The sequence below is a fragment of the Micromonospora sp. NPDC003776 genome, assembly GCF_053605645.1.
This window is the reverse complement of the sequence record NZ_JBSGJR010000017.1, coordinates 1-26702: the sequence shown is the minus strand read 5'-3', so window position 1 is coordinate 26702 and position 26702 is coordinate 1. Positions and strand designations below refer to the sequence as shown.

The 26702-nt window shown below is 72.8% G+C and carries 25 protein-coding genes; 16 read left to right on the top strand and 9 right to left on the bottom strand.

Features of this window, described 5'->3' with window-relative positions:
* Positions 1–186 precede the first annotated feature (186 nt).
* The gene (locus ACWEVO_RS03205) at positions 187–1248 is read left to right on the top strand and encodes a LacI family DNA-binding transcriptional regulator (RefSeq protein WP_452305927.1); all 1062 of its coding nucleotides are present in this window, start codon (positions 187–189) and stop codon (positions 1246–1248) included.
* Here ACWEVO_RS03205 and ACWEVO_RS03200 read toward each other — a convergent pair.
* Positions 1217–2221 (bottom strand): LacI family DNA-binding transcriptional regulator, encoded by a 1005-nt coding sequence (locus ACWEVO_RS03200; RefSeq protein ID WP_452305926.1) that lies wholly within the window; start codon positions 2219–2221, stop codon positions 1217–1219. The genes ACWEVO_RS03205 and ACWEVO_RS03200 overlap by 32 nt on opposite strands.
* 140 nt (positions 2222–2361) lie before the next feature.
* Here ACWEVO_RS03200 and ACWEVO_RS03195 point away from each other — a divergent pair, with 140 nt between their 5' ends.
* The 4 genes from ACWEVO_RS03195 to ACWEVO_RS03180 are packed head-to-tail and all read left to right on the top strand — an operon-like array spanning position 2362 to position 7882.
* The gene (locus ACWEVO_RS03195; RefSeq protein ID WP_452305925.1) at positions 2362–3675 is read left to right on the top strand and encodes an extracellular solute-binding protein; all 1314 of its coding nucleotides are present in this window, start codon (positions 2362–2364) and stop codon (positions 3673–3675) included.
* Positions 3672–4667, top strand: a complete 996-nt coding sequence (locus tag ACWEVO_RS03190; RefSeq protein ID WP_452305924.1) for a carbohydrate ABC transporter permease — start codon at positions 3672–3674, stop codon at positions 4665–4667. Before ACWEVO_RS03195 ends, ACWEVO_RS03190 begins: the two co-directional genes overlap by 4 nt.
* Entirely contained in the window at positions 4664–5530 is an 867-nt protein-coding gene (locus tag ACWEVO_RS03185) for a carbohydrate ABC transporter permease (protein WP_452305923.1), read from the top strand. The genes ACWEVO_RS03190 and ACWEVO_RS03185 overlap by 4 nt, the downstream gene beginning before the upstream one ends.
* Positions 5531–5566: 36 nt before the next feature.
* Positions 5567–7882, top strand: coding sequence for a beta-xylosidase/alpha-l-arabinosidase (locus ACWEVO_RS03180; RefSeq protein WP_452305922.1), 2316 nt, complete (start codon positions 5567–5569; stop codon positions 7880–7882).
* A 21-nt stretch (positions 7883–7903) separates the two neighbouring features.
* Here ACWEVO_RS03180 and ACWEVO_RS03175 read toward each other — a convergent pair whose 3' ends face one another.
* The 5 genes from ACWEVO_RS03175 to ACWEVO_RS03155 form a co-directional block, all read right to left on the bottom strand.
* The gene (locus ACWEVO_RS03175) at positions 7904–8731 is read right to left on the bottom strand and encodes a DUF72 domain-containing protein (protein WP_452305940.1); all 828 of its coding nucleotides are present in this window, start codon (positions 8729–8731) and stop codon (positions 7904–7906) included.
* A gap of 185 nt (positions 8732–8916) precedes the next feature.
* Positions 8917–9810: a GNAT family N-acetyltransferase gene (locus ACWEVO_RS03170; RefSeq protein WP_452305921.1), complete on the bottom strand. Its 894-nt coding sequence runs from the start codon at positions 9808–9810 to the stop codon at positions 8917–8919.
* A gap of 65 nt (positions 9811–9875) precedes the next feature.
* On the bottom strand, positions 9876–11198 hold the full coding sequence (locus ACWEVO_RS03165; protein WP_452305939.1) for an aminotransferase class V-fold PLP-dependent enzyme: 1323 nt from the start codon (positions 11196–11198) through the stop codon (positions 9876–9878).
* Complete coding sequence (locus ACWEVO_RS03160) at positions 11198–11923, bottom strand: hypothetical protein (protein ID WP_452305920.1); 726 nt, start codon at positions 11921–11923, stop codon at positions 11198–11200. The genes ACWEVO_RS03165 and ACWEVO_RS03160 overlap by 1 nt, the downstream gene beginning before the upstream one ends.
* Before the next feature lie 15 nt (positions 11924–11938).
* Positions 11939–13798: a hypothetical protein gene (locus ACWEVO_RS03155; protein ID WP_452305919.1), complete on the bottom strand. Its 1860-nt coding sequence runs from the start codon at positions 13796–13798 to the stop codon at positions 11939–11941.
* 107 nt (positions 13799–13905) lie between these two features.
* Between ACWEVO_RS03155 and ACWEVO_RS03150 the strand changes: the two genes are divergently transcribed.
* Positions 13906–14472 (top strand): adenylate kinase, encoded by a 567-nt coding sequence (locus ACWEVO_RS03150; RefSeq protein ID WP_452305918.1) that lies wholly within the window; start codon positions 13906–13908, stop codon positions 14470–14472.
* The gene (locus ACWEVO_RS03145) at positions 14469–14615 is read left to right on the top strand and encodes a hypothetical protein (RefSeq protein WP_452305917.1); all 147 of its coding nucleotides are present in this window, start codon (positions 14469–14471) and stop codon (positions 14613–14615) included. Before ACWEVO_RS03150 ends, ACWEVO_RS03145 begins: the two co-directional genes overlap by 4 nt.
* Here ACWEVO_RS03145 and ACWEVO_RS03140 read toward each other — a convergent pair.
* Positions 14602–15024: a hypothetical protein gene (locus tag ACWEVO_RS03140; RefSeq protein WP_452305916.1), complete on the bottom strand. Its 423-nt coding sequence runs from the start codon at positions 15022–15024 to the stop codon at positions 14602–14604. The genes ACWEVO_RS03145 and ACWEVO_RS03140 overlap by 14 nt on opposite strands.
* A gap of 116 nt (positions 15025–15140) precedes the next feature.
* Between ACWEVO_RS03140 and ACWEVO_RS03135 the strand changes: the two genes are divergently transcribed.
* The 7 genes from ACWEVO_RS03135 (at position 15141) to ACWEVO_RS03105 (ending at position 22983) form a co-directional block, all read left to right on the top strand.
* The gene (locus ACWEVO_RS03135) at positions 15141–15992 is read left to right on the top strand and encodes a helix-turn-helix domain-containing protein (protein ID WP_452305915.1); all 852 of its coding nucleotides are present in this window, start codon (positions 15141–15143) and stop codon (positions 15990–15992) included.
* A 264-nt stretch (positions 15993–16256) separates the two neighbouring features.
* The gene (locus ACWEVO_RS03130; RefSeq protein ID WP_452305914.1) at positions 16257–17291 is read left to right on the top strand and encodes a low temperature requirement protein A; all 1035 of its coding nucleotides are present in this window, start codon (positions 16257–16259) and stop codon (positions 17289–17291) included.
* Between the two features lie 97 nt (positions 17292–17388).
* Positions 17389–18612: a L,D-transpeptidase gene (locus tag ACWEVO_RS03125; protein WP_452305913.1), complete on the top strand. Its 1224-nt coding sequence runs from the start codon at positions 17389–17391 to the stop codon at positions 18610–18612.
* A gap of 203 nt (positions 18613–18815) precedes the next feature.
* Positions 18816–19511 (top strand): SDR family NAD(P)-dependent oxidoreductase, encoded by a 696-nt coding sequence (locus ACWEVO_RS03120; RefSeq protein WP_452305912.1) that lies wholly within the window; start codon positions 18816–18818, stop codon positions 19509–19511.
* Positions 19508–21139, top strand: a complete 1632-nt coding sequence (locus ACWEVO_RS03115; RefSeq protein ID WP_452305911.1) for an MFS transporter — start codon at positions 19508–19510, stop codon at positions 21137–21139. Before ACWEVO_RS03120 ends, ACWEVO_RS03115 begins: the two co-directional genes overlap by 4 nt.
* 108 nt (positions 21140–21247) lie before the next feature.
* A complete protein-coding gene (locus tag ACWEVO_RS03110; protein ID WP_452305910.1) occupies positions 21248–22366 on the top strand; it encodes a DUF3103 family protein in 1119 nt (372 codons plus the stop codon).
* Positions 22367–22425: 59 nt separating this feature from the next.
* Positions 22426–22983, top strand: coding sequence for a GNAT family N-acetyltransferase (locus tag ACWEVO_RS03105; RefSeq protein WP_452305909.1), 558 nt, complete (start codon positions 22426–22428; stop codon positions 22981–22983).
* A gap of 51 nt (positions 22984–23034) precedes the next feature.
* Here the strand turns inward: ACWEVO_RS03105 and ACWEVO_RS03100 are convergent, their stop codons facing one another.
* Complete coding sequence (locus tag ACWEVO_RS03100) at positions 23035–23394, bottom strand: hypothetical protein (protein WP_452305908.1); 360 nt, start codon at positions 23392–23394, stop codon at positions 23035–23037.
* 179 nt (positions 23395–23573) lie between these two features.
* On the opposite strand from ACWEVO_RS03100, the gene ACWEVO_RS03095 reads away from it, so the two are divergent.
* Together ACWEVO_RS03095 and ACWEVO_RS03090 are read left to right on the top strand one after the other, a co-directional pair.
* Positions 23574–24110: a GNAT family N-acetyltransferase gene (locus tag ACWEVO_RS03095; protein ID WP_452305907.1), complete on the top strand. Its 537-nt coding sequence runs from the start codon at positions 23574–23576 to the stop codon at positions 24108–24110.
* Positions 24111–24627: 517 nt separating this feature from the next.
* Complete coding sequence (locus ACWEVO_RS03090; RefSeq protein WP_452305906.1) at positions 24628–26013, top strand: N-acetylmuramoyl-L-alanine amidase; 1386 nt, start codon at positions 24628–24630, stop codon at positions 26011–26013.
* A gap of 33 nt (positions 26014–26046) precedes the next feature.
* Here the strand turns inward: ACWEVO_RS03090 and ACWEVO_RS03085 are convergent, their stop codons facing one another.
* Entirely contained in the window at positions 26047–26496 is a 450-nt protein-coding gene (locus ACWEVO_RS03085; RefSeq protein WP_452305905.1) for a VOC family protein, read from the bottom strand.
* Positions 26497–26702: the final 206 nt, after the last annotated feature.

Below are 26702 nucleotides of genomic sequence, written 5' to 3'. Positions count from 1 at the left end.
CTGCCCGGAAGTTTCAGGAATCCGGCCCACCGTAACGGCTTACGGCGCTTGGCGACAGGCCCTTGACCCTGGCCCGAGCGCGTCGTAACGTACCGGACATCACCTGGAAATATGTCGGCGTCTCGATGAAACTTCCGGGGCCGGCGCTCGCCGTCGAAGGCTTGAGCGATATCGAAAGGGCGGCCCGTGAGCTCGGACGATTCCCGGAAGGTCACCATCGCGGCGATCGCCCGCCTGGCCGGCGTCTCCGTGCCGACCGTCTCGCGGGTGGTCAACGGCCGCGCCGACGTCTCGCCGGAGACCCGGGCACGGGTCGAGGAGCTGCTGTCCCGGCACGGTTACCGCCGCCGGCCGCCCAGCATGCGGGCCAGCTCCGGCCTGGTGGACCTGGTCTTCAACGACCTGGACAGCCCGTGGGCGGTCGAGATCATCCGGGGCGTCGAGGACGTCGCGCACGCGGCCGGCGTGGGCACCGTGGTGTCCGCGATCCACTGGCGCAGCTCGTCGGCCAAGCAGTGGCTGCACAACATGCGCATCCGCTCCACCGAGGGGGTCATCTTCGTGACCTCCGCCCTGGAGCCGCCGCTGCAGGCCGAGTTGCGCCGCCTCAACATCCCGGTCGTCATCGTGGACCCCGCCGGGGTGCCGCCGCAGGAGGCGCCCACGATCGGCGCGACCAACTGGGCGGGCAGCCTGCGCGCCACCGAGTATCTGCTCGGTCTGGGTCACCGGCGGATCGGCTTCATCGCGGGACCGCCGCAGCTGATGTGCAGCCGCGCGCGCCTGGACGGCTATCGGGCGGCGCTGGAGACCGCCGGCCTCGGCGTCGATGACCGGCTGATCTGCCACGGCAACTTCTATCACGAGGCCGGGTTCGCCGCCGGCAACCACCTGCTGGCGGCGGCCGACCCGCCCACCGCCATCTTCGCCTCCAGCGATCAGATGGCCCTCGGTGTCTACGAAGCGGTCCGGCGGCGGGGCCTGCGGATGCCCGACGACATCAGCGTCGTCGGCTTCGACGACCTGCCCGAGGTGCGGTGGTGCTCCCCGCCGCTGACCACCGTCCGGCAGCCGCTGGCCGAGATGGGCATGCTCGCCGCCCGCACGGTGCTGCGCCTGGCGCAGGGGGAGCGGATCGAGAGCCCCCGGGTGGAACTGGCGACCGAGCTCGTCGTGCGCGACAGTGCCGCCCCCCTGACCGGAGCGGGCGACCCGGTCAGCGGTAGGGGCGGCAGGACGACCGGATGACCAGCTCAGTGGGGAGCCGGATGTGCGTGTCGCGTTCGACGCCGGCGATCAGATCGATGAGCAGCCGCAATGCCTCGGCGCCCATGCGCTGGATCGGCTGCCTGATCGTCGTCAGCGGCGGATCGACCAGGGCGGACTCGGGCACGTTGTCGAAGCCGATCACCGACAGGTCGTCGGGCACGGTGAGGCCCATGCCGCGGGCGACGTCGATGGTGGAGATGGCCGACAGGTCGTTTCCGGCGAAGATCGCGGTCGGCCGATCGGGCAGCGTGAGCAGTTCGGCGGCGGTGCCGGCCGCGCTCTCGATCCGGAACCCACCCACCCGCACGAGGCGCTCGTCCACCGGCACGCCGGCGTCGGCCATGGCCTTGCGGAAGCCGGCCTCGCGCAGCCGGGCCGACTCGAGGTCGGGGCGGCCGCTGATGTGCCCGATCCGCCGGTGGCCGAGGGAGAGCAGGTAGTTGGTCGCCAGTACGGCGCCGGCGAAGTTGTCCGAATCGACGGTGGGCAGGCCGGACGGCCCGGTGTGGGGGTCGACGGCCACGACGTGGAAGCCGTGCTTGGTCTCGACCACGGTCGGGGTGACGATCACGGCCCCGTCGATCAGAGTGCCGGACAGGCGGGCGAGCGACCGGCGCTCCCACCCTATGGCCGCGCCCTCGCCGTCGCCGTTGGAGTAGGCCAGCAGCTGGTACCCGCTGCCGGCGACCTCCCGGGACGCCCCCTTCAGCAGTTCGGTCGAGAACGGCTCGAACTCGGCGACCAGGATGCCCAGGACGTTCGTGCGGTGGCTGCGCAGGCTCTGCGCCCCCAGGCTGGCCTCGTAGCCGAGCTCGTGGATCACCTGCTGGACGCGTTCGACGGTCGCCTGGGCCACGCCGTACCGACCATTGACAACCTTCGATACGGTGGCCACCGAGACGCCGGCGGTACGTGCCACGTCCGACATCTTGACCCGCTGCGGGAACACCACGCCGACGACTATAGAGCCGTGGCGCAGGCCCCGTCACGAGTGAATCGAAAACGTTATCGATACCGATTGACATCGAGTTACGTGGCTGTAAAACTCCCCCGCAGGCCGAGTACCGCGACTGACTAGTCGAGGAGACATCGATGGCGACGAAGCGCCGTGCGGGTGCCGTCCTGGCACTGCTTATGACAAGCGCTCTCGTGGTCGCTGGCTGCAACAGCGGCGGCGACGACGAGGCTTCCACCCCCAAGAGCGAGCTCTACAAGAACCCCGTAACCCTGACCTGGTGGCACAACGCCCCCCAGGACGGGCCCGGCAAGACCTACTGGGAGAAGGTCGCCAAGGACTTCTCCGCGCTCCACCCGACCGTCAAGATCGAGATCGAGGCGATCGAGACCAACCAGCTCCAGCGCACCCGGATCCCGGCCGCGCTGCTGAGCAACGACCCGCCGGACATCTTCATGTCCTGGGGTGGCGGCGAGATGCGCGAGCAGGTCGAGGCCGACTACCTCAAGGACATCACCGACGAGGTCAAGACCGAGGTTGCCAACATCGGCAGCGCGGCCGAGATCTGGCAGGTGAACGGCAAGCAGTACGGCCTGCCGTTCCGGATGGGCATCGAGGGCATCTGGTACAACAAGGACATGTTCGCCAGGGCGGGCATCACCTCCCCGCCGACCACCTTCGACGAGCTCAACGCCGCGGTCACCAAGCTCAAGGCCATCAACGTCATCCCGATCGCCGTGGGCGCCGGTGACAAGTGGCCCGCCGCGCACTGGTGGTACAACTTCGCGCTGCGCGACTGCTCGGTCGACACCCTGAAGAAGGCGACCACCGACAAGGTGTTCGACGACCCGTGCTTCGTGAAGGCCGGCCAGGACCTGAAGACCTTCATCGACACCAAGCCGTTCCAGCCCAACTTCATCGCCACGCCGGGCCAGAACGACCCGACCAGCGCCAACGGTCTGCTCGCCAACGGCAAGGCCGCGATGGAGCTGATGGGCGACTGGAACCGGGGCACCCTGGACAATGTCGCCACGGACAAGGCCAAGCTCGCCCAGTTCCTCGGCTGGTTCCCGGTGCCGGCGATCTCCGGCTCCGCCGGTGACCCCAAGGCGGCGCTCGGTGGCGGCGACGGGTTCGCCTGCTCGAAGAAGGCTCCGGCCGAGTGCGTCGAGTTCCTCAAGTACATCGCGAGCCCCGAGGTGCAGAAGGGCTACGCCGAGACCGGCACCGGCCTGCCGGTCGTCAAGGCCGCCGCGGAGGGCGTGAAGGACCCGGCCCTGAAGTCCATCCTGCAGGCCACGTCCGACGCGAGCTACGTCCAGCTCTGGCTGGACACGGCCTACGGCAGCACCGTCGGCACCGCGATGAACGACGGCATCGTCGCCATCTTCGCGGGCAACGGGACGCCTGAGAAGGTCGTCTCGGGCATGAAGGCAGCCGCGAGCAAGTGAGCTCCGTCCACCAGACCCGTACGTCCGCCGGCGGTGCCTTCGCGCCGCCGGCGGGCCTCCGGCCGGCAGGTGCCGCGTCCCGCCGGGCCGAGAACCGCCGCAAGTGGTATGAGATCGTCGGGCTCACCACGCCGGCGCTCGTCATCTACGTGATGTTCGTGCTGGTGCCGATGGGCTTCGCGGTCTACTACAGCCTGTTCCGGTGGCGGGGGGTCGGGCCTCCCACCGAGTACGTCGGCTTCAAGAACTACATCCTCGCCTTCCAGGACCCGATCTTCCTCGACGCGCTGCGCAACAACGCGATCATCGTGTTCGGGTCGCTGCTGATCCAGGGCCCGATCGCCCTGGGCATCGCGCTGCTGCTCAACCGTCGTTTCCGCGGACGCGCCGTGTTCCGCCTGCTGGTGTTCGTGCCCTACGTGCTCGCCGAGGTCACCGTCGGCATCATGTGGAAGCTGATCCTGAGCGGCGGCGGCACGTTCGACGCGCTGCTGCGGTCCGTGGGACTGGGCGGCCTGGTGCACGCCTGGCTCGCCGACCTCGACGTCGTCATCTGGACCCTGCTGTTCGTCCTCACCTGGAAGTACGTCGGCTTCGCGATCATCCTCCTGCTCGCCGGCCTGTCGAACGTGCCGCACGAGCTGACCGAGGCCGCCGCCATCGACGGCGCGAGCTGGTGGCAGACCCAGCGCCACGTCACGCTCCCGCTGCTGGGCCCGACCATCCGGATCTGGATGTTCCTGTCGATGATCGGTTCGCTCCAGGTCTTCGACGTGATCTGGGTGACCTCGGTGCCCGCGGTGCGGTCGCTCGGGGCGTCGGGGACGATGGCGACGTACATGGTGGACAACGGGTTCTTCGCCCGGCTGTGGGGCTACGGCAACGCGGTGGCCGTGATCCTCTTCGTCATCTCGTTCGTCGCGGCGCTGCTGTTCCAGCGTTTCCTGCTCCGTCGGGACATCGAGGGCGCCATCACCAGAAGGGCGATGTGACCGTGGCCACCAACCCCGTCCTTTCCCCGTCCACCGGACGCCGGCCGGTGTCATGGGGGACCCCGCTCACGTACGCGCTGGCGCTCGCGGTCGCGGCCGTGTCGATCGCACCGATCCTCTACGTGATCGTCGGCGGATTCCGCACCACCCCGCAGATCGTCGCCGACCCGGGAGGCCTGCCCGACCCGTGGGTCTGGGACAACTACGCCCGGGTGCTGACGCAGAGCAACTTCTGGCAGCAGGCGTTCAACAGCGCGGTGATCGCCCTCGGCACGACGCTCGGCGTCGTGGTGCTCGGGCTGGCCGCCGCGTTCGTGCTCGCCCGGTACACCTTCCGCGGGCGGGAGGCGCTCTACACCTTCTTCACGCTCGGCCTGCTCTTCCCGGCCGGGGCGGCCATCCTGCCGCTCTACCTGATGCTGCGTGATCTGAACCTGATCAATTCCTACTACGCGGTGATCCTGCCGCAGGTCGCCTTCCAGCTGCCGCTGACGATCGTCATCCTGCGGCCCTTCCTGTCCGCCATCCCCCGAGAACTGGAGGACGCGGCCGCGATCGACGGCGCGAGCCGGCTCGGCTTCCTCTGGCGCATCGCGCTGCCGCTGTCCCGGCCCGCGCTCGTCACCGTCGGCGTCCTCGCGTTCGTGGCGAGCTGGAACGCGTTCCTGCTGCCGCTGCTCGTCCTCGGCGACGTCAACCTGCACACCCTGCCGCTCGGGGTGCAGAACTTCTCCAGCCAGTACACCACCGACACGGCAGGCGTCCTCGCCTTCACGTCGCTGGCGATGCTCCCGGCACTGTTCTTCTTCACCCTCGCGGAGAAGCAGATCGTCGGTGGCCTGCAGGGCGCGGTCAAGGGCTGAGCGAGCGGTACCAGCACAACAATGGAAAGGCACAGCATGACTGAGGTCCACGCGGTGGTGGGCGGGCCGGTACCGGCCCAGGCACATCCCGGCCACGACGGGCAGGACGGCGAGACACGGGTACGCGAGCTGCTCGGCCGGATGACGATCGAGGAGAAGATCGCGCAGCTCGTCGGCTTCTGGGAGAAGGAGGACGGCGAGGCGGTCGCGCCCCTGCAGGGCGAGTTCGGCGACGCCGTCAAGCTCGAGGACTTCTCCCGGCACGGGCTCGGCCACCTCACCCGCGCCTACGGCACGCGCCCGGTGGACGCCGCGGCCCGCGCGTCCTGGCTCTGGAAGTTCCAGCGGGACCTGGTCACCGGCACCCGACTCGGCATCCCGGCGATCGTTCACGAGGAGTGCCTGACCGGGCTCTCGGCGTGGAAGGCCGCCACGTTCCCCACTCCGCTGGCCTGGGGCGCCGCCTTCGATCCCGAACTCGTCACCGAGATGGCCGCCGCGATCGGGGCCTCGATGCGCGCGCTGGGCATCCATCAGGGTCTCGCCCCGGTGCTCGACGTGATCCGGGACCCCCGCTGGGGCCGGGTCGACGAGTGCATCGCCGAGGACCCGTACCTGGTCGGCACCATCGGCACGTCGTACGTGCGGGGCCTGCAGTCGCAGGGGGTGCACGCCACCCTGAAGCACTTCGCCGGCTACTCCGCCTCGCGCGCCGGGCGCAACTTCGCCCCGGTGCACGCCGGCCCCCGGGAGCTCGCCGACGTGCTGCTCCTGCCCTTCGAGATGGCGATCCTCGACGGCGACGCGCGCTCGGTCATGCACTCCTACGCCGAGATCGACGGCGTGCCCGTCGCCGCCGACCCGACGATGCTGACCGGCGTGCTGCGGGACCGGTGGGGCTTCGACGGCACCGTGGTGGCCGACTACTACGGAGTCGCGTTCCTGAACCTGCTGCACCACGTCGCCGCCGACCACGCCGAGGCGGCGGGGCAGGCGTTGACCGCCGGCGTCGACGTCGAGCTGCCGACCGGCGACGCCTATCTGACCCTCCGGGAGGCGGTGCGGGCCGGCACGATCGACGAGGCGCTCATCGACCGGGCGGTGCTGCGGGTCCTGCGCCAGAAGCGGGACCTCGGGCTGCTCGACGCCACCTTCGCGGACGAGCCGCCCCAGGCGGTCGACCTCGATTCGCCGGCACACCGGTCGATCGCCCGCCGCCTCGCGGAGGAGTCGATCGTCCTGGTCACCAACGAGGACGTGCTGCCGCTGCCCGCGGGCCGACGGGTGGCGGTCATCGGGCCGAACGCCGACCGGCAGGGCGCCCTGTTCGGGTGCTACTCCTTCCTCAACCACGTGCTGGTCCAGCATCCCGGGGTGGAGACCGGGATCGAGGTGCCGACCGTGCTCGACGCGACGCGGGTCGAGTTCGGCGCCGACCTGGTCACCTGGGCGCGCGGCTGTGACGTGGACACCGACGACCGGTCCGGTTTCGACGAGGCGGTCGCCACGGCCTCCGCCGCCGAGGTCGCCGTACTGGTCGTCGGCGACCACGCCGGGCTGTTCGGGCGCGGCACGGTCGGTGAAGGCTGCGACCGGGACGACCTGGAGCTGCCGGGAGTCCAGCGCGAGCTGGTCGAGGCGGTACTGGCGACGGGCACCCCGGTGGTCCTCGTGCTGATCACGGGCCGGCCGTACGCGGTCGGCTGGGCACTGGCCCGGTGCGCCGCGGTCGTGCAGGCGTTCTTTCCCGGAGAGGAAGGCGCCGGGGCGATCGCGGGCGTGCTCTCCGGGCGGATCAACCCGTCGGGCAGGCTGCCGGTCAGCCTGCCCGTCTCGGCCGGGGCGCAGCCCTACTCGTACCTGCACCCCACGCTCGGCGAGGGCGGCGAGGTGACCAACCTGCCGGCGACGCCGGTGGCGCCGTTCGGCCACGGTCTGTCCTACACGACGTTCGCGCACGCCGACCTCACCGCGCCCGCCACGGTGCCGACCGACGGACAGCTGCACGTGACGATGCGCGTGACGAACACCGGCGCGGTCGCCGGCGACGACGTCGTCCAGCTCTACGGCCGTGACCTGGTGGCCTCGGTGACCCGACCGGTGGCGCAGCTGCTCGGATACCGGCGGGTCCACCTGGAGCCCGGTCAGTCCGCCACGGTCGCGCTGACCGTCCCCACCACCCGCCTGGCCTTCTCCGACCGGGCCCTCACCCGGGTCGTGGAGCCCGGCGACGTCGAACTCTGGGTCGGCACGAGCGCGCAGCGGGACACCGAGGCGCGCACCACGTTGGTGGGTGACATCGTCGCGGTCACCAACGCCTCGCCGCGCTGGACCACCACCGGGATCAGCTGAGGCCCACCCGCCGGCCGACCGTCAGAACAGCGTCGACGGTCCGACCGGCGCCGGCTCGGGCAGCGGATCAAGCTCCGGCAGGCGTGCCCGGACCTCGTCGTGGAACCGGCGGGCGAGGTCCGGCGCGTCGGCGTTGTCCGGCGTGTGCACGAACACCGTCGGCGACCGGCCCTCCCGCAGCCAGCCGGTCACCACGTCGAGCCACGGCTGCCAGCCCGCCACCGTCCGCGCCGGGTCGTCCCGGCCGAGGTACCGGACGATCGGCCGGTCGGTCAGGGCCCGGGTGCGCAACGGGGTGCGCGGCTTCTTCAACCACGCCTCCCGTTCCGCGTCACTGGTCGGCGGGGTACGGAAGAACGCGGTGGTGTCGAAGGGCACCCACTCCGCGTCGACCGTGGCGAGCGCCTCCTCCAGCGTCCCGGTCGCCCGGGGATCGTCGAAGAACGCCGGGTGGCGCACCTCCACGGCGTACCGGTGCGCGGCGGGCAGGCCGCGCAGGAACCGGGCGAGCGCGGGTACGTCGCCGGGGCCGAACGCGCCCGGCAACTGGATCCAGAGGGCGTGCGCCCGCGGGCCGAGCGGCTCGATCGCGTCCAGGAAGGCGCGCAACTCCTCATCCGCCCCGGTGAGCCGGCGTTCGTGGGTGACGACCTTCGGCAGCTTGAGCACGAACCGGAACCCCGGGTTGGTCTGCCGCGCCCACGACGCCACCGTCTCCCGGGACGGCGTCGCGTAGAACGTCGTGTTCCCCTCGACCGCGGTGCACCAGCCGGCGTACGCGCGCAGCCGCTCCTGCGCCGGCAGCGGGTGCGCCAGGAACCGTCCCGGCCAGGACCGGTGCGTCCACATCGCGCACCCCACGTGCAGGCGCATCCGGCCCTCCCACCGTTTCACCGTCCGGCGACCCGGCTACCGTATCCGGCCGGGCGGGGTGTCCCGCACCCGGCGCGGCGGGGTGCGGACGCGGCGCAGGCGGACCGCGGCTGCGCGACCGCCTCGTCCGGCTGGGCTCGGCCTTCGGCGCCCGGCTCGGCTCAGCCGACGATGACGAGGTTGGCCATGTCCACCACCGGCCGGTAGCCGAGCGCGGCGTAGATCTTGTTCGAGGTGGGGTTGGCCTGATCGGTGAAGAGGCAGGCCCGGGCGCCCTCGGCCAGGATCCGCCGGGACACCTCGGCGACCGCGTTGCTGGCCCAGCCGCGCCCACGCTCGGCCGGCGGCGTGTACACCGGGCCCACCCGGGCAACCCCGAACGCGGGCGGGTTCGCGGCGGTCAGGTGCACCCGCCGACCGGCCTCGTCGAGCCAGAACCACACCCGCCCGAGCCGGATCCGGCGCAGCATGTCGGTCCGGTCCGGCACCTCGTGCGCGCTGGCGCCGCGTGGGCGGCCCGCCTGCTCGTCGGCGTCGCCCATGAACGCGGCGAACCACTCCGTGGCCAACTCCAGGTCGTCCTCGGTGGCGACCGCCAGGTGCCCGGGTACGGGCGACGGCGGGATCAGCTCCCCGAGCTCGTGCAACCGGGTGTGCTGGGCGACCTCCACCCGACCGCCGCTGAGCCGGGCCAGTTCGGCGGCGCACAGTTCGGCGGCGGGGAGCGCCCCGTTGACCCCGAGCACCTCCTCCCCACGCTCGTGCAACGTGGTGGCCAGGGCCACCGCCGCCTCGTCGGGCATCGGCAGCAGGAACGGCGGGTACGGCGCGAACGGCGCCGCCCGCATGCCGGCGCCGACGACCGCGCCGGCGGCGTCCCGGACCACCAGCCACCAGTCCCGCTCCGGCAGGGCGAGCCCGTCCGCCCGCTGCGCGGACAGCCGGTGCGCGATCGTGGTCACCACCGTGCTGACCACCGGGTCGGCGGCCAGGTGCGCGCCGGCGGCGGCGAGGAACTCGCCGGGATCACGGAGAAACTGCAGGCGGGGTGTCATCAGCGGACGCTAACCGGGCCGGCGGACACCGCGCACCGGGATTTCGGCCCCGGGCGGCGAGGCGCTCAGACCAGCCCGCGTACCGCCCGCACCGCGGCGTCGACCTCGTCCGCGCTGTTCGCGATGGTCGCGCCGAACCGCAGGTACGAGGGGTGGTAGGGGGTGCTGCTGGCGATCACGCCAGCGGCGGCGAGGCGGCCCACCGCCTCACCGACCGGCACGTCGGCCACCTCGCAGCAGGCGATCCCGGCGGAGAGGTCGGCCGCGCGCGGGGTGACCAGTCGCACCCGCCGGATGCCGGCCAGGCCGTCCTTGAGCCGGTCGGCCAGTTCGCGGGTCCGCGCCGCGACCCGCTCCCGACCGATCTGCCGGTGGAACTCGAACGCCGCGGCCAGCGCCCACCGGTGCTCGAAGGAGTGGTATCCGCCCGGCGTGTGCGCGGGGCCGCCGGGCGGCGGCTGCGGGCCGGTGCCGCCGTACATCCAGCGGCCGATGCTGCGCCGGTCGAAGGAGGGGATCACCGGGGTCATCCGGTCCCACGCCCGCGTGCTGCCCCAGACCAGCCCGGTGCCCCGCGGCCCGAGCAGCCACTTGTGGCAGCCGGAGATCAGGACGTCGCAGCCGAGCTGGGCCGGGGTCACCGCCTCGGCGCCGAAGCCGTGCACCCCGTCGACGCAGACCAGCGCCTGCGGGCTGCGCGCCCGGACCGCCTCGGCGAGCTGCCGGACCGGCAGCTTCACCCCGGTGCTGGAGTGCACCCAGGTCAGCGCGACGACCCGGGTACGGGTGGTGACCGCCGCGGCGAGGTTGGTGACGATCTCATCGACGGACGCCACCGCCGGGTCCCGGTAGAGCCGCACCCGGCGGACCGTCACCCCGTCCCGCTCGGCCCGTAGCCGCAACGACTCGTGCGTGGCGTAGAAGTCGTGCTCGGTGGTCAGCACCTCGTCGCCGGGGGCCAGCCGCAGCGCGGTGTAGACCAGGCCGAGGCCCATCGTGGTCGAGTCGGTGAGCGCGATCTGCTCGGGGCGGGTGTCGAGGTGCGCGGCGGCCGCCGCGAGCACGCTCCGGTCGAGCGGTTCCTCGTTGGCGCCCAGGTAGCCCAGCGCGTCCCGGTCCAGGCCGTCCCGGTACGCGGCGACGGCGGCCCGGACCGGGGCGGGGTGCGCCGCGAAGACGAAGGTGGCCAGGTGCGCCCGGGTGCGGTCGAGGGCGAACTGCGCGCCGACACTCTCCCAGCTCGACGGGTCGAAGGCGGGTGGGCCGGCGCTCGGGGTCGCAGCCGGCGGGGCGTCCGGTTCACAGCCGGCGGCCAGCCCGGTCACGCCGGCCGCCGCGGTCACGCCGAGCAGACCCCGCCGGGTGAGCCGGCTGCCGCCGCCGTCCATCACCTTCCTTCCTCCGTGGCGCCCGGTTCGGCGCCGTCCGATGAGGAGCCGGCGTCGAGCACCGGCGCAGGCAGACCCAGCGCCGCGGCGGCGGTGCGCGCGTTGCCCGCCAGCAGCGATCGGGCCTCCCGGGGATCCCGTCGCGCCACGGACAGCACCGCCCGCACCCGTTCCAGCCCTTCGGTGATCCACGGGCTGGGGATGGCGTGCCGCCGGTCCTCCTCGGCGGAGCGTTCCGCCTCCCGGGCCGCGTCGGCCGCCGCCGCCAGGTCGCCGCGGACCAGGTGGAGGTAGGTCAGCTCCTCGGCGGTGTTCATGTCCAGCCAGTCGACCCCGGTCGCGGGGTCCGGCGCCGCCTGTTCGCGCAGGTGGTCGAGGTAGCCGTCGAGGGCGCCGTACCGGTCGAGGAACGGCACTGCCTGCGCGCGGACGACCCGGGCGATCTCCGCCATCACCGGCGCGTAGTCGTCCACCGAGGCGGGCTCGTCCCACGCGCCGTCCAGCGGCACCGCGCAGGTGTAGCGGTCGACCGCCGGGGTGGCCAGGAACTGGACCACCGCGTCCAGCCGGACCGCCGGCGCGTGCCGGGCGGGCCGGAGCGCGACCTGCTGGACGGTCCAGCCGACCTCGCCGCGGATCAGCGTGCCCTGGGCGACGGTCCACCGGCCGGGCAGCGCGGGCACCAGGAACCGGCGGGCCGCGCCGGTCCAGCGACGGGTGTTCACGGTCGACCTCCTCGGTCAGCAGCGCACCGCGAGCACGGGCACGTTCTTGTAGCGTTGCGGCAGCTGGGCGACCAGCTCGTTGTACCAGCGCTCCTCCAGCCCGAGCGAGCCGGTCTTGAGGTCGAGCAGGAGTTCGGGACGCAGCCGGTCGGCCCCGAACACCACGTCCGGCACGCGGGTGCCCTTGATCCAGCCGCTGCTGCCCTTCACCGGGTTGTACCACCGTCGGGACAGCCCGCCCGCCCGGTAGCCCACCTCGCTGTAGAGCTGGCTGGTCCGGGGCTCGGCGGCCAGCATCTGGGCGAGCCGCCGGTGCACCCGGCTGCCCCAGGTCGTGGCGTCCTCACCGGGCAGTTGCTTGACCTCCCGGCAGGCCCGCTTCGCCAACTGGTCCACCCGGTCGCGGGCCGCCTGCTGGCGGGCGTTGAGCGCCGGGGCCCGGCCCTTGGGGAAGTACTCGGCGCCGGTCCGCGCCGGCGGGTTGCGGCTGCCGATGATCTGGTCGGCGAGGTCCTTCGCCATCTGCCGGATGTCGGCCTCGGCGAGCGCCCGGGCCATGGCGGTGGCGTCCGCGCGCACGGTGTGCGTCCGCGGGTTGCGCGATGGCGGGATGGAGTAGCCGGCCCGGCAGCTGACCCGCACGGTGCCGTTGGGCTTCATCGACCGGGTCGAGGTGCAGGTGGCCACCGGCGCCCCGTCGAGGGTCATCCGTACGGTGACCTCGGCGGTCACCTGCCGGACCGACAGGTACGGCGAGCGGGAGGTGACCGTGTTGCGCAGCGTCAGCGTCGCCGTGCAGCCGTTGGTGGTGCAGGGCGCGAGGGTGACGGAGCCGTTGAGCGTGAACCTGACCTCGGCGTCGATCGCGGTCCGCAGGTCGGTCAGGTGCGCCTTCAACTCGGTGAAGAGCTGGTTCTGCTCGGCGGTGGTGAGCTGGGCCAGGGCGAGGGCCAGCTCGACGTCGCCGGCCCGGGCCGCCACCGGCCGGATCCCGCCGGCACGGCGGTCGTGCCGGGTGTGCTGGATGGTGCCGCCGGTCTGCGGCGCGCCGGTGGCCAGCCGGACCAGCCGCTTCGGCTCGTCCCGGGTGACGTAGTAGGTGAGCCGACCGGCGGCGACCGGCACGACGGCGACCCCGTCGACGGTCTGCGGGGGGCCGCGTCGCGAGCCCACCTCCTCGGCGGACGCCGCCCCGTCACCGCCCACCCCCGGTGCCATCGACTCGGCGACCTGGCGCGGGGCCAGGACGTCGCCGAGGTCGAAGCCGAACGTCCCGGCCGGCACCTTGACCCAGCGGCGGGCGTACTCGGCCACGTCCTTCGCCGGGGCTCCGGCGTCCCGCCAGTACGACACGCCGGCCTTGACGAAGGTGCGCTCGCCGACCTCGATCACCTGTAGCGACTGGCCGCCGACGGTCAGCCGGGCCAGCACCGAGCCGGCGTTGGTCACCCGGGCGTCGACGTCGTACCGACTGCCGGCGGTGTCGGTGAACCAGCCGCGGTAGCGGGTCGCGGGGGAGTCCAGCAACGTGGTCGCGGCCCGGGACAGTTCGCTCTCCGCCGCGACCTGCTCCACCAGCCCCGGATCGGTGCCCCGGGCGGGCGACGGATCGTCGGGCCGGGCGGTGGTCCAGAGCACCCCGGCCAGCAGGCCGCAGACCAGCAGCAGCGCCAGCGCGCCGCCACCGAACCCGAGGAGCAGCGGCAGCCGGTTCCGCCGCGGTGGTGGCGGCGGGGAGACCGGGTACGGCGCCGGCGGGCGGTAGGCCGGCGGTCCGTACGCCGGGGCCGCGCCGTACCCCGGTGGCGGTCCGGGCGGTGGCGGCGGCACCGGCGGTGGTACGTCCGGTCCGCCCGGCGGGCGCGCATCGTCCATCGTCTTCCCCCATGCGTCGACGATCCGCTCCTGACGATAGTTGCCGATGTCAATGCCTGCGGTGGTCCCGGGGTGGCGCGTCGCGCCCGCCACGTACGCTGCCGCGGGTGAGCGCACCGACCCGCATCCTGGTCTACGGGGTGTACGGCGCCGGCAAGTCGACCCTCGCCGCGCGACTGGCCGAACGTCTCCGGCTGCCCTGGTATCCGGTCGACGACCTGCTCTGGCAGCCCGGCTGGGTGGAGGTGCCGGTCGCCCGGCAGCGCAGCCGGATCGAGGAGATCTGCCGGCGGGACCGCTGGATCCTCGACGGGGCGTACCACGGGTGGCGGGACGTCCCGCTCTGCCGCGCGGACCTGGTGGTCGGCCTGGACTACCCGCGCTGGCGCTCGTTCGGACGGTTGCTGCGCCGGACCCTGCGCCGGCTGGTGACCGGCGAGGAGATCTGCAACGGCAACCGCGAGTCGCTCGGCAGCGTGCTGTCCCGCGACTCGATCCTGGTGTGGCACGTCGCCGCGTTCGCCCGGGCCCGTCGCCGCATGCGGGCCTGGCAGGCCGATCCGTCCGGGCCGCCGGTGCTGCTGTTCCGGTCACCGGCGGCCCTCGAGGACTGGCTGGCCGGCCTGCCGCGCCGCGGAGGGGCGGGGCGGCCGCCCACCGTCATCGGACGGTGATCATCACCTTTCCGAAGGGGCCGGCCGACGCGTGGTACCGGCACCCCGCACCGGCCTCCTCGAACGGCAACACCCGGTCGATGACCGTCCGGAGCCGGTGGGCGCTGACGAAGGCGTTCATCGTCATCCTCAGCCCTCGATGAACTGGTAGTCGCCGACGATGCGGCCGTCCGGGCCCAGCAGCAGAATTTCGAGTCCGACGGCGGCCACGTCACCGCCGGCGCGCGAAACCATCTCCCAGTGAAACTTGACCACATCGTGCAGCCGGTCGGCGTCTCGCCGCGAGCGGAAGAGGTAGCCGCCGGGGGCGACGAACTCGTCGTACGCCCGGGCCACCCGTACCTCCAGCGCGTCGTGGCCGCGCGCCTCCAGAACGGTCCGGTCGAAGCCCAGCCCGGCGGCGATCCGGTGGATCTCCTCCGGCGGTTGGAGCACGTGGCGCGCGTCGGGGGACCACAGCTCGCGTACGCCGGCTCGCCGGCGCTCCGGATCCGGTTCGTTCCACACCGCCACGTAACGGTCGGTGAGACTGCGCAGTTGGTCGTCGGTCATGGTGCGTCCTTCGTCGGGATGAGCGGGATCAGCGACGACTGTGCTGTGCCGGCCGGAGGCGAACAATTCCCCGCAGGGAATCGCCGCTCGACGCCGCGCCGGTATAGACAGGAGCGGTGATCATCGAATCGACCGGAGCCGCTTTCGCCGCCGCGTTGCGCACCTGGCGCACCCGACGCCGGGTCAGCCAGCTGGAACTGGCCGTCCGGGCCGGGACCACGCAGCGGCACGTCAGCTTCCTCGAGAGCGGGCGGTCGACGCCCGGCCGGTCGATGGTTATCCGGCTGGCCGAGTCGCTGGAGGTGCCGATCCGCGAGCGCAACGAACTGCTCCTCGCGGCCGGGTTCGCGCCCGCGTATCCGCAGAGCCGAATGGACGACCCCGGGCTGGCGCCGGTCCGGGCCGCGTTGGAGCGCGTGCTCCGCGGTCACCTGCCGTATCCGGCGGTCGTCGTGGACCGCCACGGCGACCTCGTCTCGGCCAACGCCGGGTTCCACGCCCTCACCCGCGGGGTGGAGCCGCGGCTGCTCGCCCCGCCGGTGAGCGTGCCCCGGGTGCTGCTGCACCCGCGGGGGCTCGGGCGGCGCATCGTCAACCTCGACGAGTGGGCCTGGCACATTGTCGACCGGGTGCACGCCGAGAGCGTGCGTAACCCGAACGACCGGCTGGCCCGCCTGGCGGCTGAGCTGGTCGAGCTGGCGCCGCCGCGGCCGCGGGACCCCGCCCCGCACCACCTGGGCTTCGCGGTGCCGCTGCGCCTGCGGGCCGGCGAGGGGGACGACCGGGAGCTACGGCTCATCACCACGCTGACCCACTTCGGCACCGCCGTCGACGTCACCGTCGCGGAGCTGAGACTCGAGGCGTTCCTGCCGGCGGACGACGCCACCAGCGTCCTGCTGACCGAACTGGTCCAGGCGGACGCGGCCCGAAGCCCGGACGACCCCGGTCTGGTGCCGTCGGTTCGGTGAATCCACGCGTCGTCCCGCACCGCGGGACCTAACGTCGGTCCCCAGGGACGATCGGCCGGGCGGTGGAGGGGACGGCGGGATGGGGCGCGACAGGACCCGGTGGTGGCCGGCCTCGCCGCCGCCGCAGCCGGCGCCCCGGGACCGTGCGGTGACCCCGTTCGAGATCTTCTTCGACGTGGTCTTCGTGTTCGCGTTGACCCGCATCATGGCCCTGATCGGGCGCGAGCCGACCCTGGTGTCCATGGCGCAGGGCCTCTCCTGCTGGTGCTCCTCTGGTTCGCCTGGTCGTCGTACGCCTGGTTGGGCAACCAGACGCGGGCGGACGTCGGCCCGGTCCGCGCGGGTTTCCTGGTGGCCATGGCGGCGCTCCTCGTCGCGGCGCTGGCGATGCCGCAGGCCTGGACGTCCGGGCCGGGCCTGGACGGGCCCCTGCTCGTTGCGTCGGCCTACGTGCTGCTGCGCGTGGTGCATCTGGTGCTGTACCACTGGGCGGGGGCGGGCGTGCCCGGGCTGCGGGAGCGGATTCGGTTCTTCGCGGTGGTCAGCGCCGTCGGCTGGGTGCCGTTGCTGCTCGGGGCGCTGGTGAGCGGGGCGGCGCACGCCGTGCTCTGGACGGTGGCGTTCCTGGTGGAGATCGGCGGCCAGCGCCTGTCGTACGCGTGGCGCGGCGCCTGGCCGTTGCGCAGCGAGAGCCACTTCGCCGAGCGGCACGGGCTGGTCCTGATCATCGCGCTCGGCGAGTCGCTGAGCGCCGCCGGCCTGGGCGCGGCGTCGGCGGTGACCGCGCCGCCGGTCCTCGGCCTGGCGGTGGTCGGCCTGGTGGTGACCGCCTGCCTGTGGTGGCTCTACTTCGTGCCCGCCGCGCCCGCCGCTGCCCGGGCCCTGACCGAGGCGGCGGGGGAGCGGCGGGACCGGGTCGCCGCGGACGCCTACAGCCAGACCCACCTGTTGCTGATCACCGGGACCGTCTACCTCGCGGTCGGCATCGAGCAGGTGCTCGCGCAGGTGGCCGAGGCGCACGACGCCGGGCCGAGGCTGAACTGGTCGGCCGCCACCGCGCTGTTCGGCGGGGCCGTGCTCTACCTGGCCGGTCGGCTGCTCTTCCGCCGGCTCACCCGGCAGCCGGTCCGGCCGGACCAGGTGGCCGTCGTCGTCGCCGCGCTGCTCCTGCTGCCGCTGGCGCGGGTGCTGCCGCCGGCGGCCGCGCTCATTCTGCTCGCCGTCCTCCTGGTCGCCGGGGTGCTCGTCGAGCGGTTGGCCGGGGTGCGTCGGACGGCGTCGGCGGCCGGGCGCCGGTGACCGGTGGCGGTCGGACACCCGATCGACAGTGACGCAGGCGGCACCGGGCTCCCCAGACGGGCCGCCGCCAAGTACTCTCCGCTCGGAGAGGAACGCGATGATCAGTCGTCGAAAGTTGATCGCCACCGGTGTGGGTGTCACGGCCGGCCTGGTGACCGCAGGGTGCACCAAGGGTGGCTCGACCGCCGCCAGTTGGTCGCAGCCGGGTGAGGCCGGAGCGAGCAGTCCCGCCGCGGGTGAGGTACAGGTGACCGTCACGCCGGCCGCCGACGCCACCAAGGTGTCGCCGCTGGAGCATGTCGTGGTGACGGTCGAGGCGGGCAGCCTCAAGGACGTCACGGTGACCGCCGGCAGCAAGACCATCGCCGGGGCGCTGGACGAGGACGGCCGCACCTGGCGGTCGACCGGCAAGCTGGCCTACAACAAGACCTACACGGTGAGCGTGTCGGCGGCCGACGCGGCCGGCACGGTGACCCAGCACAAGAGCACCTTCCGCACCCTCAAGCCGTCGGGCGTCGCCTCCGTCGTGTTCCAGGCGAACAAGCTGGCCGCCCTTCAGGACGGTGGCACGTACGGGGTCGGCCTGCCGGTCATGGTCAACTTCAGCCGCCCGGTGAAGAACCGGGCCGAGGCGGAGAAGTCGATGCTGGTGGAGACCACGCCGGCGGTCGAGGGGCGGTGGCGCTGGATCGACGGCCAGAACGCGCACTGGCGGCCGGCGAAGTACTGGACGCCGGGCACGAAGATCTCCGTCAAGATCAATCTTTTCGGCCAGGACCTCGGCAAGGGCGTCTACGGCGGGGCCAACGCGAGCACGAACTTCACCATCGGGCCGTCCCGCATCGCGATCGCCGACGCCAGTACCCACCGGATGAAGGTCTGGATCGACGGGAAGATGGTCCGCGACATCCCGATCAGCATGGGCAAGGGCGGCACCACCACCGGCGCGAACGGGGAGGAGGTCAGCTACTGGACCCGCTCCGGCCCGCACGTGGTGATGACCCGGGAGCCCTCGCACCGGATGACCTCGGCCAGCTACGGGGTCACCGATCCGAAGGACCCCAACTACTACGACGAGGTCATCAAGCTCTGCCTGCGGATCTCGTACTCCGGTGAGTTCGTGCACATGGCCGACTGGAACATCGGCGCGCAGGGCAGCCAGAACACCTCCCACGGCTGCATCAACGTCGGCCCGTCCCACGCGCGCTGGTTCTACGACACGTTCCGCCTCGGTGACGTGGTCGACGTGCGCAACACCCCCCGGAAGATGGCGCTCAGCGACGGCGTGGGCGACTGGACCATCCCCTGGGACAAGTGGTGACCTGATCTGCCCACCGCGCGCCGGGGCCGCCGTCGGTTGACGGCGGTCCGGCCGCACCGGCACCGCCCTTCCCAACCTGCCCACCGACCCCAGCGATCGCCGCGGCTCGCCCGGCGGCCGCCCGGTGTGGAACCGACACCAGCGGGAAGGCAGCGGCCCGGCGCCCGCGAACCCCTCGTGCGCCGACGGTGTTTGGGGGAGGCATGGGCGCCAGGACGTTCATCGTGGTCGGGGGAACCAGCGGTCTCGGTCTCGCGGTCGCCCGGCTGCTCGTTGACGAGCACCAGGTGGTCGTGCTCGGCGACGTGGCCGACGAGGTCGACGCGACGGCGGACGAGCTCGGCTGCGGCGCGATCCTCTGCGACATCTCCTGCTACCAGCAGGTGCGCGACGCCTTCGCCGAGGTGGCCGACCGGTACGGGACCATCGACGGGGTGGGCGACTGCGCCTCCGTGTGGGCCGGCGGAGACCTCGCCGAACTGTCCCCGGAACGCATCCGCCGGGCCGTCGAGGTCAACGCGCTCGGCACCACCTACGTGCTCAAGGTGGCCTTGGACCACCTGCATCGGCAGGGCTTCGGCAACGTGGTGTACGTCGGCGCCATCGCGGTGACCCAGGCCCGCCCCGGCATCCCCGTCTACCGGGCCACCAAGAGCTACGGCAGCAGCCTCGTCGAGTCGCTGGCCGAGGCGCAGCACAGCAACCGGATCAAGGTGATGCAAGTGCTGCCGGGGCCGATGCCGACCCGGTTGCAGGAGCGGGTCGGCGACCAGTTCCTCGACGAGGTCTACGCCCTGCCCGACCAGGTCGCCGCCGAGGTCGTACGCCTGCTCCGGCTCGCCCCCGACGACCTGTACGTCTCCGGCGAACTCGTGCTGCGGGCGGACGGGCGGTGGTGAGCGCGACCGACGCCACCGCCGAGCCGTCGGTCTCGGCGTGGTCGCCGTTGCGCACCGCGGTCTACCGCAGCCTGTGGCTGGCCCTGCTCGCCGCGAACATCGGCACCTGGATGCAGACCGTCGGCGCCCAGTGGCTGCTGGTGCACCAGGCCAACGCGTCCACCCTGGTCGCCCTCGTGCAGACCGCCAGCCTGCTGCCGATGCTGCTGCTGGCCCTGCCGGCCGGCGCGCTCGCGGACACCTTCGACCGCCGGCACCTGCTCATCTCCGTACAACTGTTCCTGGTCGTGGTGGCCGTGGCGCTCACGCTGCTCACGGCGACCGGCCACATGCCGCCGGCCCTGCTGCTCACCCTCACCTTCGCCTTCGGCGTGGGCCAGGCGCTCACCCTGCCGGCCTGGGCGGCGGTGATCCCCGAGCTGGTGCCGCGGGAACAGCTGCGGGCGGCCTCCGCGCTCGGCTCGATCAGCGTCAACGTGGCCCGGGCCGTCGGCCCGGCCACCGCCGGTGTACTCATCGCGAAGGCGGGCGTGGCACCGGTGTTCGGCCTCAACGCGGTCGCGTTCCTGATCTACGCGCTGGCGCTGTTCCGCTGGCGACCCGGCGACGCCCGCGCGGTGGAGGTGCCCGAGCGTTTCACCGCGGCGCTGCGCGCCGGCGGCCGGTATGTGCGGCACTCGCCGACCGTGCGCCGGCTGCTGCGCCGCGCGCTGGTCTTCGTCATCCCGGCCAGCGCGCTGTGGGCGCTGCTGCCGCTGGTGGCTAGCCGCCGGCTCGGTCTGAACTCCAGCGGGTACGGGCTGCTGCTGGCCGCGCTCGGGGTGGGCGCCATCTTGGGCGGCCTGCTGCTGCCGTGGATCCGCACCCGGCTGAGCGCCAACCAGTTCCTGCTGGTCGCCGGCGCCCTGTACGGCGGAACGCTGATCGTGGTGGCCTCGGTCCGTGTCGTGCCGGTGGTGCTGATCGCCCTGCTGCCGGCCGGGCTGGCCTGGGTGACCGTGCTGGCCAACGTCAACGCCGAGATCCAGCTCTTCCTGCCCGGCTGGGTACGCGCCCGCGGACTGGCCGTGTACCAGGTGGTCCAGGGCGGCGGGCAGGCCGTCGGGGCGCTGATCTGGGGTCTGGTGGCCGACGTCGGCGGCCTGGTCGGCGCCTTCGGTGTGGCCGCCGCGCTGATGCTGGCCGGCGCGGTGACCTCGCAGATCTGGCCGCTGCCCGACCTGCGCGGGGTGACCCGGGACCCGGCGGCCTACCGACCGCCGCTCACCCTGGCGCTGCAGCCGGACCCCCGGGTCGGGCCGGTGCTGGTGACCGTCACCTACACGATCCGGCCCGAGCGGGAGGCCGAGTTCATGGACGCGATGGAGCACGTCCGGGGGGCGCGGCAGCGTACCGGGGCGATGCGGTGGGGGTTGTTCCGGGCGGGCGAGACGCCCGACCAGTACACCGAGGTCTACCTGGTGCCGTCGTGGGACGAGCATCTGCGCCAGCACGGCGGCCGGCTGACCGAGGCGGACGAACAGGCCGAGTATCGGGCGCGGGAGCTGGCCGACGGCGCGCCGGAGGTGCGGCACCTGCTGCCGGCGGCGGCGGAGTGGACGACCGACGTCGGCCGGCAGGCGGCCTGACCGGGCCCGCTCAGTTGCCCATTGACTCGCACCTATGTCCGGATAGGATCATTCGGCAAAGCCGGCGGCGCGGTCACGAGCCGGCGCCGCGACTGCAGAGGAGTCCGAATGCGTCCACGTTCCCTGCGGCTCGTCGTATCGTCCCTGGGCCTGGCGGCGGCCACCCTGATCGCCGCGACGGCCACACCGGCCCAGGCCCGTCCGGACGACGCCGGGCCGGCCGCCCTCGCGTCGTCCGCCGTCGCACCCGTCTCCTCCGCCACGGACCGGCTCGCCCGCGAGGTGGCCGCGGCGCTCGCCGACCCCGCCGTGCGCGACCGGGTCGTCCCGGCCGTCCTCGCCGGACCGGTGGACCTGATGGCGGCCCGGCTCGACCGGCGGACCGACCGGGCCACCCGCACCGCCAACCAGGCCGTGCTGGCCGCCAAGGGCCTGCCGGCCGCCACCGGCTCCGTGCTGCAACTGCGGCTCGGTCACCGGGACATGGCGGCGATGCTCACCCGGGGCGCGATCCCGCTGGTCGCGGCGGCCTCGACCGACGACGCGCCGACCGACGTGGTCGGCTACCAGCCCGCCGGCGGCCACGTCCTGCTGGATCCGGTCCGCCGTCCCGACCGGCCGGTGCTGGTGGTCGAGGTCGACGTAGCCAAGGCGATGGGCCGTGGCCTGGCGCAGGTCCGCCAGGAACTGGCCGCACAGGGCCTCACTGGCACCACCGCCACGATGAGTGCGCAGTCCGGCTACTGGGCGACGAAGGTCAACGCGATCCGGCTCAACGACGACAAGGAGCCGTGGATCAAGGGCGGCGCCGAGATCTTCAACGTCGTCGGCGGCTTCGGGCTCGACGGCAAGGCCACGGTCAGCGTGGTGGAGATGCCCTACCTCGACAACGACGGCACGACCTACTACCCGAACCAGTTGCTGGTCCACTACAACAACTACAAGTACAACCTGGCCGACGTGGTGATGTGGGAGGACGACGGCGACACCAACTACCGCGACCTGGCCAAGGCGCTGATCACCGCGCTGCTGACCGTCGTCGACTACGGCACGTACACCCCGCTGGTGAACGCGATCATCGACGCGATGCCGGCCAGCTGGTGGACCGACGACCCGGACTACGTCGACTCCTGGTACACGCTGAGCACCGGCAGCTCCGGCCGGCTCAACGGGGCGGCCGGCAACGGCTGGATGGACGTCGTCCCGTACTGGGTGCAGCAGCTGTAGCACCTGCGTGGTCGCCCCGGCGCGGGCCGGGGCGACCCGCCACCCCCTACGATCGCCTGATGTTCCCGCCGACGTACCCGATCCGCACCGCACGGCTCACCCTGCGCCCGGTCACGCCGGACGACCTCGACGACGTGTACGCGTACCAGCGCCGACCCGACGTCGTCCGCTGGATGCTCGCCGAGCCGCGCACCCGCGAGCAGTCTCGCGCCTCCGTGGCCGCCATGGCGGGCGAGGACGCGCTGCGCGCCGAGGGTGACTGCCTGACCCTGGCCGTGGCAACCGACACCGGCATGATCGGGACCGTGGAGCTGGTCTGGCGCAGCCGGGCCGACCGGAAGGCGGAACTCGGGTACGTCTTCCACCCTGACCACGGTGGCCGCGGACTGGCCACCGAAGCCGCCACGGCGCTACTCGACTGGGGGTTCGGCGAGTTCGGGCTGCACCGGGTCTACGCCCGGTGCCACGCCCGCAACGAGGCGTCCGCCCGCCTGATGACCCGGCTGGGCATGCGTCAGGAGGCGCACCACGTCCAGAGCTACCGGTTCCGGGGGGAGTGGGCCGACCAGCTCGTCTTCGCCGTCCTGGCCCACGAGTGGCGGTCCCGGACCGGGTGAGGCCGCGCCGGGCAGGGCGTACCGTGCGCGCCCTGCCCGGCCCCCGGTGGGTCAGCCGCCGCAGTTGTAGTTGCGCGCCGGCTGGGTCAGCTTCTCCTGAGTGCCGAACTTCGCGTAGAGGCGCAGGTAGCAGGGCAGCTCGACGTCGCCGTAGTAGCTCGTGACCTGGTTGTCGTAGTGGGTGGTGCCGCTGTCCGCGATCTGCCAGGTGCCGCTGTCACCGGACTGGATCTCCCAGTAGACGTCGCCGGCGCAGCCCTCCAGGCCGCGGGACCAGGCGATGATGTTGGCCCCGTTGTAGATCTCGGACTGCACCAGGGTGCAGGTCGCCGCCTGCGCCGGCGCGGCACCGACGAACAGCCCGGCCGTCAGCAACGCCCCCGCTCCCACCGCTGACATCAGCTTGCGCATGGTTCGGCACCTCCATAGTGGATCGTGGATGTTCTCCGCAGGGTAGCCCGATGGGAAAACCAGCTTCAATATCCGAAGGCATATTGGCGAAAAGTTTCAGCGCCGTCCAGGGTCCCGGGAGGCCGCCGGCGCGGTGCGTACGCTGGTCGGCGACCTGCCGCGACCTTGGAGCCCCACCGATGACCAGCCCTGATTCCCGCACCGTCCGCACCGCCCGCCCCGCCGACGTCGGCGCTCTAGTCGATCTCGTGGAGTCGGCGTACCGGGGGGAGCGCAGCCGCGCCGGCTGGACCCATGAGGCCGACCTGCTCGACGGCCAGCGCGCCGACGCGGACATGGTGACCGCCGCGGTGACGAACCCGGCCGGCGCGGTGCTGGTCGTGGAGAACGGGCCGGACATCGTCGCCTGCTGCCAACTGGAGCGCCACGACGACCACGCCTACTTCGGCATGTTCGCGGTCTCGCCGCGGGATCAGGGCGGCGGGCTCGGGCGGCACCTGCTCGCGGAGGCCGAGCGGTTCGCCCGGGACCGCTGGGGCGCCGGCGAGATGCGGATGACGGTCATCACCCAGCGGGAGGACCTGATCGCCTGGTACCTGCGGCGTGGCTACACCCGCACCGGCGAACTGACCCCGTTCCCGTACGGCGACGAGCGGTTCGGCCTGCCGCGCCGGCCCGACCTGGCGTTCGAGACGCTGGTGAAGAAGCTCGGCTGACGGCGGTCGCCCCGGCCGTCGCCACCCTCGGCGCGGGGACCGTCCGGACTGGACGCACCCGGGACGGGCGGACCGGGGACCGGATCATTCGGCTGCTGCCGGAGGGCGTCGGCTATCTCCACCTGATCACCGTCGTGCTCCGAGCTACCGGCGGATCCGGCGACGGGCGGCCGTGAGCCGCGGCCGCCGGTCGGGGCGTGGGCCGGCTCAGTCCACCCGGCGGGCGAGTCCGCTCATCTTGACGGGGGTGAAGACGGCGGCAGCCAGCGTCACGTCCGACGGCGGCATCAGTCCGATCGCGTACGAGCCCGGTGCCACGCCGTGGTAAACGCCGAGCGGGGCGGCCGTGGCCTCTTCGCCGTCCGCTGACCGGTCTGAAGTATTCCTACAGATAGGGCGCCATCGATGTAGACAACCTACTTCGCTCCGTCTATCGTCGTCGGCAGTTGAGCGACAAGCATCGATTAATGGGAGTCGTCGGCGCCCCTCGCCGCTCCGCCGAGACGAAGGAGCACGCATGCCCGTGTCCGTAGTAGCCCGTCGCCGCGCCCGGCTCCTGCTCGGTGGCGCCCTCGCCCTGGTCACCGGCCTGGCCGCGCCCGCCACCGTCGCACCACCCGCGGCCGCCGCGCCGATCGACGCGACCGGCACTCCGCTTCATACGGCCTTCGCGACCGCGGCGGCCCGCTACGACGTCCCCCGGGACCTGCTGGTCGCCCTCGGCTACGCCGAGTCACGGCTGGACATGCACGCCGGCGCGCCGAGCGCGAGCGGCGGATACGGCCTGATGCACCTGGTGGACAACCCCGCCGTCCGCACCCTCGACGAGGCGGCCCGTCGCACCGGGCTCGAGCCGGCGCGGCTGCGGACCGACCCGGCGGCGAACGTCCTCGGCGCCGCCGCGGTCCTCCGCGCCTACGCGGACCGGGACGGCCTGGGCCACGCCGCCGGCGCCGACCTCAACCGGTGGTACGGCCCGGTCGCCCGCTACGGCGGTGCGACCGACCCGGCCGTCGCGCGGCTCTACGCCGACACCGTCTACGACCTGCTCCGGACCGGCATCCCCGCCGTGCGCGGCGTGGCGGTGGCCCCCCGTCCGGTCGCGCCACAGCGGGGCGAACTGGCCCGGGCCGCCCGGCCGGGTGAGCTCGGCACCCTGAGCACCGACTACGGTCCAGCCGCCTGGGCGCCCGCCAGCACCAGCAACTACACCGTCGCCAACCGACCCGCCAGCCACCCGATCAGGTACGTCGTCATCCACGTGACGCAGGGCTCCTACGCCGGCTCCATCAGCTGGTTCCAGAACCCGGCGGCGCAGGTCAGCGCGCACTACACCTTCCGGTCCTCGGACGGCGCCGTCACCCAGTCCGTGCGGGAGAAGGACATCGCCTGGCACGCCGGCAACTGGACCTACAACACCCAGTCGATCGGCATCGAGCACGAGGGCTACGTCGACGATCCGGCGTGGTTCACCGACGCGATGTACCGGGCCTCCGCGGCGCTCACCCGTACCCTCGCCGACCGGTACGGCATCCCGAAGGACCGGCAGCACATCATCGGGCACGTCGAGGTGCCCGGGGCCACCCACACCGACCCGGGCCCGAACTGGAACTGGACCTACTACATGCAACTGGTGCAGGGCGTCACCGGCATCGGATCGGGGACGGTGCACACCTCCTCGTCGGTCAACGTCCGCTCCGGCCCCGGCACCGGGTACACCGTCGTCGGCTCGCTGACCGACGGCGCCGGCGTCTCGATCTACTGCCAGGCCGTCGGGACCACCGTGACCGGCACGTACGGCACCAGCAGCATCTGGAACCGGATCGGCACCAACCGGTACGTCTCCGACGCGTTCGTCCTCACCGGGTACGACGGCTTCATCCCGAACGTGCCCCGCTGCTGAACCCGTGCGCCGCCCCGCCACCGGCCCTGCCCGTCAGCCGGTGGCGGGCCGGCCCGTCTCGGCGAGGATCCCGGTGGCCTGGCCGAGTTCGATCAGGTAGCCGTCCGGGTCGCGCAGGTAGCACCGGATCTCCACGCCGTGGTCCTTCGGCTCGGTGAGGAACTGCCCGCCCCGGGATCGCCACAGCTCGTAGACGGCGTGCACGTCGGTGACGCGGACGTTGAGCGCGCTGCTGAGCACGTCGGGGTCCGCCGGTGCCTGGGCCCGGACGGTCGGCTTGTCGTCGGTGGGGCCGCCCTCGTCGTTGATCACCAGGTAGGCGTTGTGCAGCCGGAGGATGGCCGGCTGCCGCTCCCGGACGACCGTGGCGCCTAGCACGCTGCGGTAGAACTCCCGGGAGCGGTCCACGTCCCGCACGATCAACAGGTGGGTGAGCACCATTCCGTGCTCGGGCTGGAAGTAGTCCGGCGCCTCGTCCGTCACGGGGACCTCCTCCTGGTCGGCCCGACGGGTACCCGGGCGGCGGCGGCGCACACCTCGGCGGCCCGCCGATCGCGCCGAGCGGGGCGGTGGGCCGGGGGGGGGGGCGGCGGCCCCCGCCCGGGGGGGGGGGGCAACGCGTAGTGCACGGGTGGGTGGGGCGGGCGCGCCCCAGCGAGCTCTGGGGCAGAGGGCGGGGGCCGCCGGTG

Bases quoted from the DNA above. Each gene is read 5' to 3' on its own strand.
- ACWEVO_RS03125 (WP_452305913.1), top strand. From the start codon at position 17,389: ATGATCAGTCGTCGAAAGTTGATCGCCACCGGTGTGGGTGTCACGGCC.
- ACWEVO_RS03195 (WP_452305925.1), top strand. From the start codon at position 2,362: ATGGCGACGAAGCGCCGTGCGGGTGCCGTCCTGGCACTGCTTATGACA.
- ACWEVO_RS03155 (WP_452305919.1), bottom strand. From the start codon at position 13,798: ATGGACGATGCGCGCCCGCCGGGCGGACCGGACGTACCACCGCCGGTG.
- ACWEVO_RS03105 (WP_452305909.1), top strand. From the start codon at position 22,426: ATGTTCCCGCCGACGTACCCGATCCGCACCGCACGGCTCACCCTGCGC.
- ACWEVO_RS03140 (WP_452305916.1), bottom strand. From the start codon at position 15,024: ATGACCGACGACCAACTGCGCAGTCTCACCGACCGTTACGTGGCGGTG.
- ACWEVO_RS03110 (WP_452305910.1), top strand. From the start codon at position 21,248: ATGCGTCCACGTTCCCTGCGGCTCGTCGTATCGTCCCTGGGCCTGGCG.
- ACWEVO_RS03175 (WP_452305940.1), bottom strand. From the start codon at position 8,731: ATGTGGACGCACCGGTCCTGGCCGGGACGGTTCCTGGCGCACCCGCTG.
- ACWEVO_RS03165 (WP_452305939.1), bottom strand. From the start codon at position 11,198: ATGGACGGCGGCGGCAGCCGGCTCACCCGGCGGGGTCTGCTCGGCGTG.
- ACWEVO_RS03180 (WP_452305922.1), top strand. From the start codon at position 5,567: ATGACTGAGGTCCACGCGGTGGTGGGCGGGCCGGTACCGGCCCAGGCA.
- ACWEVO_RS03120 (WP_452305912.1), top strand. From the start codon at position 18,816: ATGGGCGCCAGGACGTTCATCGTGGTCGGGGGAACCAGCGGTCTCGGT.
- ACWEVO_RS03090 (WP_452305906.1), top strand. From the start codon at position 24,628: ATGCCCGTGTCCGTAGTAGCCCGTCGCCGCGCCCGGCTCCTGCTCGGT.
- ACWEVO_RS03170 (WP_452305921.1), bottom strand. From the start codon at position 9,810: ATGACACCCCGCCTGCAGTTTCTCCGTGATCCCGGCGAGTTCCTCGCC.
- ACWEVO_RS03100 (WP_452305908.1), bottom strand. From the start codon at position 23,394: ATGCGCAAGCTGATGTCAGCGGTGGGAGCGGGGGCGTTGCTGACGGCC.
- ACWEVO_RS03095 (WP_452305907.1), top strand. From the start codon at position 23,574: ATGACCAGCCCTGATTCCCGCACCGTCCGCACCGCCCGCCCCGCCGAC.